The 9,448-nt window shown below is 70.7% G+C and carries 7 protein-coding genes; 2 read left to right on the top strand and 5 right to left on the bottom strand.

What is annotated here, in order from left to right; translation table 11 throughout:
• Positions 1-215: 215 nt before the first annotated feature.
• Positions 216-1,610, top strand: a complete 1,395-nt coding sequence (locus tag ACH34T_RS19390) for a GntP family permease (protein WP_395993563.1) — start codon at positions 216-218, stop codon at positions 1,608-1,610.
• 174 nt (positions 1,611-1,784) lie between these two features.
• Here ACH34T_RS19390 and ACH34T_RS19385 read toward each other — a convergent pair whose 3' ends face one another.
• The 5 genes from ACH34T_RS19385 to ACH34T_RS19365 form a co-directional block, all read right to left on the bottom strand.
• The gene (locus ACH34T_RS19385; RefSeq protein ID WP_395993562.1) at positions 1,785-2,414 is read right to left on the bottom strand and encodes a TetR/AcrR family transcriptional regulator; all 630 of its coding nucleotides are present in this window, start codon (positions 2,412-2,414) and stop codon (positions 1,785-1,787) included.
• A gap of 492 nt (positions 2,415-2,906) precedes the next feature.
• Positions 2,907-3,752: a LuxR C-terminal-related transcriptional regulator gene (locus ACH34T_RS19380; RefSeq protein ID WP_395993561.1), complete on the bottom strand. Its 846-nt coding sequence runs from the start codon at positions 3,750-3,752 to the stop codon at positions 2,907-2,909.
• A 122-nt stretch (positions 3,753-3,874) separates the two neighbouring features.
• Positions 3,875-5,515, bottom strand: coding sequence for an AMP-binding protein (locus tag ACH34T_RS19375; protein WP_395993560.1), 1,641 nt, complete (start codon positions 5,513-5,515; stop codon positions 3,875-3,877).
• The gene (locus ACH34T_RS19370) at positions 5,512-7,194 is read right to left on the bottom strand and encodes an AMP-binding protein (protein ID WP_395993559.1); all 1,683 of its coding nucleotides are present in this window, start codon (positions 7,192-7,194) and stop codon (positions 5,512-5,514) included. The genes ACH34T_RS19375 and ACH34T_RS19370 overlap by 4 nt, the downstream gene beginning before the upstream one ends.
• An 87-nt stretch (positions 7,195-7,281) precedes the next feature.
• Positions 7,282-7,896, bottom strand: coding sequence for a TetR/AcrR family transcriptional regulator (locus ACH34T_RS19365; protein WP_395993558.1), 615 nt, complete (start codon positions 7,894-7,896; stop codon positions 7,282-7,284).
• 95 nt (positions 7,897-7,991) lie between these two features.
• Between ACH34T_RS19365 and ACH34T_RS19360 the strand changes: the two genes are divergently transcribed.
• Complete coding sequence (locus tag ACH34T_RS19360; protein WP_395993557.1) at positions 7,992-9,446, top strand: MFS transporter; 1,455 nt, start codon at positions 7,992-7,994, stop codon at positions 9,444-9,446.
• The last annotated feature ends 2 nt before the right edge of the window (positions 9,447-9,448 follow it).

The raw sequence follows: 9,448 nt of genomic DNA, 5'->3' as shown, positions 1-9,448 counted from the left end.
CTCTGACCCTCGGCCCTCTGACTCCCCTGCTCCTCTGACTCCCCTGCTCCTCTGACTCCCCGGCTCCTCTGACTCCCTGCCGCTCTGCCCTCCAGCCCCTTTGACCCCCTGCCGCTCTGACTTCCCGCCCCTCTGACTCCCGTTCATCGACTCCCCGCGTCCCCGCCGATCACCCTCGCTACCCCCACCCCCACTTCACCGAGAGGGTCACGCTCATGGTCCATTGGCTGCAACACGAGACGGGCGGCCTGCTGACGCTGTGCGCCGTGTCCATCGCGGTCCTGCTTTTCCTCATCATCAAGGTCAAGCTGGAACCGTTCATCGCGCTGCTCGTCTCCGGGCTCGCCCTCGCACTGGTCGCCGGGCTGAGCGTCGAGGAGATCGTCGGCACCGCGCTCAGCTCCAAGGAGTCGGTGCTGGAGAAGGGCTTCGGCGGCCTCCTCGGGCACATCGCGCCGATCGTCGGGCTCGGCACCATCCTCGGCGCGATCCTGGAGCGGTCCGGCGGCGCCGACGTCCTGACCCGGCGGCTGCTGAGCGTCGCCGGCGAACGGGGCGCGCCGCTCGCGATGGGCCTCGCCGGGCTCATCTTCGGCATCCCCGTCTTCTTCGACGTCGGCATCTTCGTCCTGGCGCCGCTCGTCTACATCACCGCCAGGCGGGGCGGGCGCTCCCTCGTCCTGTACGCGATGCCGCTGCTCGCCGGGCTGTCGATGACGCACGCGTTCCTGCCGCCGCACCCCGGAGCGGTGGCCGTCGCCGGGCTGCTCGAAGTCCCGCTCGGCTGGCTCATCATCTTCGGCCTGATCTGCGGCATCCCCGCGTTCCTCGTCGCGGGCGTCGCGTGGGGCGCCTGGATCGGCAAGCGCATCTTCATCGAGGTGCCGGACGAGTACGTCGTCGCCGAGAAGGACAAGGCCGAGAAGGGAGAGGAGGAACCGGAGCCGTCCCTCGCCCTCGTCGGGCTGATCATCGCGGTGCCGCTCGTGCTGATCCTGCTCGCCACGTTCAGCACCGTGTGGTGGGAGGACAGCCCCGCGCTGCCCACGCTGACGTTCATCGGCAACCCCGTCGTCGCGCTCACCCTCGCCGTGCTGCTCGCCATGTACCTGCTCGGCATCCGGCGCGGCATCTCGACCGCGGAGCTGTCCGACCTCGCCGCCAGGTCGCTCCGCCCGATCGGCATGATCCTGCTGGTCATCGGCGGGGGCGCGTTCTTCGGCGCGGTCGTGTCGGCGACCGGGGTCGGCAAGGCCCTCGCCACCACCATGTCGGACGCGGGCCTGCCCGTGATCGTCCTCGCCTACCTGATCGCCTGCGGGCTCCGGGTCGCGCAGGGCTCGGCGACCGTCGCGATCGTCACCACCGGCGGGATCGTCGCGCCGCTGGTGAAGGCCGAGGACTACTCCGACCCGCACATCGCGCTGATCGCCATCGCGATCTCCGCGGGCTCCATCATCGCCTCGCACGTCAACGACGGCGGGTTCTGGATCATCTCCCGCTACTTCAACATGTCCGTGCGCGACACGATCAAGACCTGGACGGTGCTGGAGACGATCCTGTCGATCGTCGGCTTCGCGATGGCGGCCGCGCTCAGCACCTTCATCTGACCACTGACCGTCGACTCACCGACCGTCGACTCACCGACCCTTCGCCGGGTGCCGGTGCCGACCGGCGGGGCCGTGCGCGGCGGCCCCGCCGGTCACGGCAAGCCTGCGGGTCACGGCGGCCTGCGGTCACGGCCGCCTTGCGGTCGTGGTGGCCTTGCGGTCGCGGTCGTTCGGTCAGTGGTCCAGGAGTGATCTGAAGTGCGCCAGGATCGGCGCGCACAGCTTCGGGAGGGAGGCGTGCTGGCCCATCGCGACCATGCCGGTGACCAGGGACGCGACCCCGCCGATGAGCATCTGGCACGCGAACTCCGGGTCGGGCAGGCTGCGGAACCGCTCGTCCTCCACCAGCAGCCCGACGACGACCTCGACGAAGGCGCCCTGGACGGTGTACCGCAGCGCCGTCGCCGCCGGGCCCGCCGCGTAGATCTCCAGCAGGAACATCCGCGCCGCGCCGGCGTCGGCCGCCAGCTCCCGCAGGTAGGCGCGCAACGCCTGTTCGAGCCGGCCCATCACCGGTTCGCCGGTGGCCGCGAGCGCCTCGATGACGACGCCCTCGATGCGGTCGGCGGCGGCCTGGTAGGCGGCGAGGAAGCACGCCTGCTTGTCGGGGAAGTGCTCGTAGAACGTCTCGCGGGACACGCGCGCCCGCTTCAGCACGTCCGCGACGGTGGTGCGGGCGTAGCCATTCTCTCCGACCGCCTGTGTCATGCCCTGGAGCATGCGTTCCCGCTGGGAGGCCGAGACCTGCGCGCGGGTGAGGTGATGACGCCCGCGCGGCAGCGAGGTGAAGCCGTCGGAGTCCACAAGCACAAGCTACCAACGTGATCGGGCCGGCAGAGGAAACCCGTTTACTACGAACAATGTTGTTCGCCGAGGTGTTACGGTTTTCAGTGCATATCGGGGGACGGACGTCCTCGCCCGGGAGCGGGCGGGGCGGCCGAGCGATCACGGCCCGGCGCAGCCGGCGTGTGGTGAGCGCTCCGTCCAGGCAGTGCGCCACGGGGGCCGATCTGTACTGGACGACGCGCGTCTTCACACGGCTGACTGACCCCGTCGCCGGGCCCGATCGCCGGAACGAAAGAACCGCACGGCTGTGCTCATGGCAGTGCCCTCCTCCTTCGGGCCGGGGGCCCTCCATCGTCGGGCACTGCGTGCGATCGCTGCATCGCTCCGTCTCGCCTGGCGGCTCGCTGCGCGATCAGTTTCTTGCTTCGCTCGAAACTGCCTTCGGTCGCGATCGCGACGGTTTGAGTGGTTGCGTGGTTGCGATGGGGTTGGGGTCGGTGCGGCGGCCGCTTAAGGGAGTAGGCCGGAGCGGCGGGCGGTGGTGACGGCTTCCAGGCGGGTGTGGCTGTCCAGTTTGCGCATGGCGGAGCGCAGGTAGCTCTTGACCGTCTCGGGGAGCAGGCCCAGGCGCTGGGCGGCTTCCGCGTTGGTGCAGCCGATCGCCACGTAGGAGAGGACGTCCAGTTCGCGCGGCGACAGGACGGGACGCGGCGAGCCGTCCGGTTTCCCCAGCCCGGCGGCGGCGAGGCGCAGGGACGCCTCGCGGAGGCGGTCGCGGGTCGGGGCGTCCTCGACCCGCTCGGCCAGGGCGCGCAGTTCCGCGTGGACGGCCCTGACCTCCTCCCAGCGGGCCGCCGATTCCGGCACGACGGGACGCGAGCGGGCGAGCGCCTCGTCCGCCCGGTCGTGGACGGCGATGTCCTGTTCGAGGTCGCGGGCGGTCTGGACGGCCGCGCCCACGACACGGTCGGCGAGCGACAGCGGTTCGCGCAGCGCGCCGTACAGGACGCCGCGAACCCGCCGTCCGACGACGATCGGCACCGCGAGGATCGACAGCAGCCCCTCGCGGCCGACGGGCTTGTCGTAGTCGTGGCTGATCGACGCCGAGCACGGATAGTTGCTCACCCAGAGCGGGCGTCCCATGGCCATGGCCTTGCCGCCGAGCCCGTTGCCGTGGTGGACGACGAGCCCGCTCAGCGAGTCCGTCGTGTTGCCGACGAGTTCGGTGATGCGGAGGCGGTCGTGCCCGGCGCCGGAAGTCCCGGACACGGCGCCGCCGAACACGACGGGGAGGCCGGTCGTCCGGTGCAGGGCGAGCACCGCCGACCGCACGCCGCCCGCGTCGTCGCGCGTCATTCGGGGAGATCCGCTCCCCGGTTCCCCCGGCGTTGGCGCACCCATGCTCCGAGCATGCCCGGTGAGACGGCGTCTCGAAAGCCCTTCCCGCAGAAAGTAAAGCGAAGGCGGGTACGTACGTCCTACGCGTCGCCGAGGCCGAGGATGTCGACGGCCTCCGCGCGCATCTGCACCTTGCGGATCTTGCCGGTGACCGTCATCGGGAACTCGTCCACGACGTGCACGTAGCGGGGGATCTTGAAGTGCGCGAGCCTGCCCTCGCTGAACGCGCGCAACGCCTCGGCGGTCAGGTCGGGGACGCCCTCGCGCAGCCGCACCCAGGCCATCAGCTCCTCGCCGTACTTCTCGTCCGGGACGCCGATGACCTGCGCGTCCACGATGTCGGGATGGGTGTGGAGGAACTCCTCGATCTCGCGCGGGTAGATGTTCTCGCCGCCGCGGATCACCATGTCCTTGATCCGGCCGGTGATGCCGACGTAGCCGTCGGCGTCCATCACGGCGAGGTCGCCGGTGTGCATCCAGCGGGCGGAGTCGATCGCCTCCGCCGTCCGCTCGGGCTCGTCCCAGTAGCCGAGCATCACCGAATAGCCGCGCGTGCAGAACTCGCCCGGCGTGCCGCGCGGGACGGTGACGCCCGTCTCCGGGTCGATGATCTTGATCTCCAGGTGCGGCAGGACGCGTCCGACGGTCGAGACGCGGCGGTCGAGCGAGTCGTTCGCGCGGGTCTGCGTCGACACCGGGGACGTCTCCGTCATGCCGTAGCAGATCGCGACCTCGCTCATCCCGAGCCGCTCGATGACCTGTTTCATCACCTCGACGGGGCACGGCGACCCGGCCATGATCCCGGTGCGGAGACTCGATAGGTCGAGGTCGTCGAGCGACGGCTCGTTCAGGAGGGCGATGAACATCGTCGGCACCCCGTACAGCGACGTGCACCGCTCGGCGACGACGGCGTCCAGCGTCGCCTTCGGGTCGAACGCCGGAGCCGGGATCACGACGCACGCGCCGTGGCTGGTCGCCGCGAGGTTGCCCATCACCATGCCGAAGCAGTGGTAGAAGGGGACGGGCACGCAGACGCGGTCCTCTTCGTCGTAGGCGCACAGCTCGCCGACGAAGAAGCCGTTGTTCAGGATGTTGTGGTGCGACAGCGTCGCGCCCTTGGGGAAGCCCGTCGTCCCGGACGTGTACTGGATGTTGATCGGGTCGTCGGCGGTGAGCGTCCGGCCGACCTCGGTGAGGACGGCCGGGTCGTCGGCGCGGCCCGACGCCATGAGCGCGTCCCATTCCGGCGTGCCGAGGAGGACGACGTCCCGCAGCGCGGCGCAGCGCGGCCTGACCTCGTCGATCATCGCCGCGTAGTCGGACGTCTTGAACGCGGCCGCGGACACCAGCGTCCTGATCCCGGCCTGGTTGAGGACGAACTCCAGCTCGTGCACCCGGTACGCCGGGTTGATGTTGACGAGGATCGCGCCGAGCTTGGCCGTCGCGTACTGGACGAGCATCCATTCGGCGCAGTTCGGCGACCAGATCCCGACCCGGTCGCCCTTGACGACGCCGAGATCGCGCAGCCCGAGCGCGACGGCGTCGACGTCGTCGGCGAGCTGCTCGTACGTCCAGCGGCGGCCGGTCGCATGCTCGACCAGCGCGTCGCGCTCGGGGAAGGCCGCGACCGTCCTGGCGAGGTTCGCGCCGATCGTGTCGCCGAGCAGCGGAATGCTGGACACGCCCGACGCGTACGAGTCACCTGCGCTGGAGGAGATCATCGCAGGTCCTCCTCGCGGAACTCGCCTGCCGGACGGTCCGCGGAGCTCGGGTGCTTGTCGAGCTCGCTCGCGCGCAGCTCGACGCGGCGGATCTTGCCGGAGATCGTCTTCGGCAGCGCGCCGAACTCCAGCAGCCGGATCCGCTTGTACGGCGACAGCTGCGCCCGGCTGTGCTCGAAGATCGCCTTCGCGGTGGCCGCGTCCGGTTCCCATCCGGCGGCGAGGGTCACGTACGCCTTCGGCACCGCCGCTCTGACCGGGTCGGGCGACGGCACCACGGCGGCCTCGGCGACCGCGTCGTGCTCGATCAGCACGCTCTCCAGCTCGAACGGCGAGATCTTGTAGTCGGACGCCTTGAACACGTCGTCGGAGCGTCCGACGTAGGTGATGTATCCGTCCGCGTCGCGGGAGCCGATGTCGCCGGTGTGGTAGACGCCGCCCGCCATCGCCTCGTCGGTGCGCGCGTCGTCGCCGTGGTAGCCGGTCATCAGCCCGAGCGGACGGTCCTCCAGGTCGAGGCAGATCTCGCCCTCGTCGCCCGGCTCCCCGGTGACCGGATCGATCAGCACCACCCGGTAGCCGGGCACGGGACGTCCCATCGAGCCCGGCTTGACCTTCTGGCCTGGAGTGTTGGCGATCTGGACGGTCGTCTCGGTCTGCCCGAAGCCGTCGCGGATCGTCCGGCCCCAGGCGTCCCTCACCCGCTCGATCACCTCGGGGTTGAGCGGCTCACCGGCGGCGACGACCTCGCGGGGCGGGTTCGCCAGCCGTCCGAGATCGGCCTGGATCAGCATCCGCCACACGGTCGGCGGCGCGCAGAAGCTCGTGATGCCGCACCGTTCGAGGGTGTCGAGCAGCCGGTCGGCGTCGAACCGCGTGTAGTTGAAGATGAACACGCACGCTTCCGCGTCCCACGGCGCGAACACGTTGCTCCACGCGTGCTTCGCCCAGCCCGGCGACGAGATGTTCAGATGGACGTCCCCGGGCCGCAGCCCGATCCAGTACATCGTCGACAGGTGCCCGGCCGGGTAGGACGCGTGCGTGTGCTCGACGAGTTTCGGCTTCGCCGTCGTCCCGGACGTGAAGTACAGCAGCAGAGTGTCCCGGGACATGGTGAGGCCGTACGGGGTGAACGAATCCGCCTCCTCGTAGGCCTCGGCGTACCGCACCCATCCGTCCACTGGCTCGCCCACGGTGATCTTCGTGAACTCGCCCTGGACGCCGTCGAACTTCCCGGTGTCCGCCGAGCCGACCACGACATGGCGGGCGTTGCCGCGGATCAGCCGGTCCTGGAGGTCGGCCGTGCCCAGCAGCGGCGTCGACGGGATCAGCACCGCGCCGATCTTCATCGCGGCCAGCACCGTCTCCCACAGCTCGACCTGGTTGCCGAGCATCAGGATGATCCGGTCGCCGCGCCGCACGCCCGACCGCCGCAGCAGGTTCGCCACCTGGTTCGACCGCCGCGACAGCTGCGAGAACGAGTACCGCGCCTCGGCGCCGTCCTCCTCGACGATCCAGAGCGCGGGCGAGTCGTTGCTCTCGGCGATCTTGTCGAACCAGTCCAGCGCCCAGTTGAACCCGGTCAGGACGGGCCAGCGGAACTTCTCGTACGCGGTCGCGTAGTCGTCGCGACGCGCGAGCAGGAAGTCGCGCGCCGCACGGAACTCGACTGCGGGCATGGTCTCTCCTCGTAGCCGCACGGACACCCGGTAGCAGGATCGTTCGCCATGGCGAGTGACCTACACCACCCCCGAACGGGGGGAGTCCTACCCGTGCGCGACGAATGTTGATCGCAGGAGCAGCGCCATGTGATCGCCGATCTGCTCGGGCGTCCAGCCGCGGTCGTCGAGGAGCGTCCCGGTCACCTCGTTCGAGATGAGCGCGAGCAGCATGTCGGCGGCGGTGTCGACCGTCCAGCCGGGGGCGAGGACGCCCTCCTCGTCCAGCCGCCTGATCAGGGCGCGGTTCAGCTCGGACCGCCAGTACAGGACGGTCTGCCAAGGCTCCGCCGCGTCCGGGTCCCGGCCCGCCTCCCGCTCGACCGCCCGTGAGACGGCGAGGATGCGCGGCATGAACTCGGCGTGCCGCCGCGCGAACAGCTCCAGCGCGGCGACCGCGTCCGGCGCGTCGCCGATGGGGGCGAACCGTCCTTCCAGGTCCTCGGCCTCGTTGACATAGCCGAACATCTGGCTCATCAGGTCGGCCCGCGAGGCGAAGTGCAGGTAGACGGCCCGCCGCGACACTCCGGCGCGCTCCGCGACGGCGGCCATGGTCGTCGCCGCGACCCCCTGCTCCTCGACGAGCTCGCGCGCGGCCCGCAGCAGCGCGAGCCGGGAACGGCGGCTCCGCGCGTTCCTGGGCTCCTCGATCGACCTCGCCATCCGTCCATGGTCCCAGCCGTGCGCCTTGCCTGAACTGCACGTGCTGTGTAATTCTTGACAAGTACGCACGATGTGAAGTTATTGGGACGGAACCCGTGACACAGCGCAACACCTGGTGGCCCGTCATCGGCGGCAGCCTGGTCGTCTTCATGGCCACCCTCGACACCAGCATCGTCGCCGTGGCCCTCCCGGCCATCGAGCGGGACTTCGGCATCCGGACGTCCGCCACCGAATGGGTGGTGCTCGGCTACCTGCTGCCCCTGATCGCCCTCACGCTCCCCGCCGGACGCTGGCTCGACCGGACGGGCCCGCGCGCCGCCCTCCTCCTCGCCATCGCCGGCTTCACCCTCAGCAGCCTCGCCGCCGGACTCGCGCCCGGGATCGGCTACCTGGTGGGGGCCCGTGCCGTCCAGGGCGCGTTCGCCGCGATCCTGTTCGCGGTGATCCCGTCCATCACCATCCGGGCCGTCGGACCCGAGCAGGCCGGACGCGCGAGCTCCCTCTTCATGACCCTCGGCCCGCTGGGCGCGGTCAGCGGGCCCCCGCTCGGCGGGCTGATCGTCCAGGCGTGGGGCTGGCCGTGGATCTTCTACATCAACCTGCCGGTCGGCGTCCTCGTGGCGGTCATCATGCTGGCCAGCCTCCCCTCCGACGCCCTGCGCCGCCCCGACCGGACGTTCCTGACGGAGACGGCCCTGCTCGGCACCGCGGCCGTCGCGCTGCTGCTCGCCCTGTCGCTGTCGGCGAGCCACAGCCCGCGCTGGCTCGCCCTTGCTCTCGCGGGCGTGCCGACCCTGCTCGTCTGGTGGCGGACGAAGACGAGCGAATCCGTCCGGGCCCTGCTGCGCGCTCGCACGGCCGCGGGCCCCGTTCAGGCGATCATGCTGAACGCGTTGGTGATATCGCTGGCGGAGTTCCTCGCGCCCTTCTACCTGCAGCGAACCCTGCACCTCTCGCCGGTGGCCACCGCGACGGCGATCCTCGCGATGCCGGTCGTCCTCGTCGCCTTCGGCCCGCTCGGCGGCCTCCTCGGCGACCGCTGGGGCATGGCCCGCACGGCGGGCGCGGGCGCGGCGATCATGACCGTGGGGGCGCTGCTGCTCGTCCCGGTGGACGCCGGATGGCACGCCGCCGACCTGAGTTGGCGGCTGGCCGTCATCGGCGTCGGCACCGGGCTCTTCGCGGGCCCGAGCTTCGCGATGCTCATGTCGAACGTCCCGGCGCACCTGCACGGAACGGCGGGGGCGGCGCAGAGCCTGGCGCGTCAGCTCGGCTTCTCACTAGGCCCGGCCCTGGCCACCACCGTCTGGGCCCTGTCGGACTACACACTGAACGGCATGCGCACAGCCTTCGCCTTGGCCACGATCGCGTCTGCCGCAGCCGTGCTGTGCATCGCCACCACCCGCACAAGCCCGCAGACCATCACGAAGCCTCGTCCCGCTCAACCACCCCACCCCCCTGGCACCGACCCCCACGAGCCTCGCGCCGAGCCCCGCGCCGCGGTTCGCGCTGAGCCTCAAGCGGAGCCGCGGACGGGGGGTTCGCGCTGAGC

The sequence above is a fragment of the Actinomadura sp. 9N215 genome (assembly GCF_044326345.1).
In the GTDB taxonomy this organism is placed as follows: Bacteria; Actinomycetota; Actinomycetes; order Streptosporangiales; family Streptosporangiaceae; genus Spirillospora.
The sequence above is the reverse complement of the archived record's forward strand: the minus strand, read 5'-3'. Positions and strand labels throughout refer to the sequence as shown.

Coding starts and splice junctions, on each gene's coding strand:
- ACH34T_RS19390 (WP_395993563.1), top strand. CDS start 216: ATGGTCCATTGGCTGCAACACGAGACGGGCGGCCTGCTGACGCTGTGC.
- ACH34T_RS19375 (WP_395993560.1), bottom strand. CDS start 5,515: ATGATCTCCTCCAGCGCAGGTGACTCGTACGCGTCGGGCGTGTCCAGC.
- ACH34T_RS19365 (WP_395993558.1), bottom strand. CDS start 7,896: ATGGCGAGGTCGATCGAGGAGCCCAGGAACGCGCGGAGCCGCCGTTCC.
- ACH34T_RS19370 (WP_395993559.1), bottom strand. CDS start 7,194: ATGCCCGCAGTCGAGTTCCGTGCGGCGCGCGACTTCCTGCTCGCGCGT.
- ACH34T_RS19380 (WP_395993561.1), bottom strand. CDS start 3,752: ATGACGCGCGACGACGCGGGCGGCGTGCGGTCGGCGGTGCTCGCCCTG.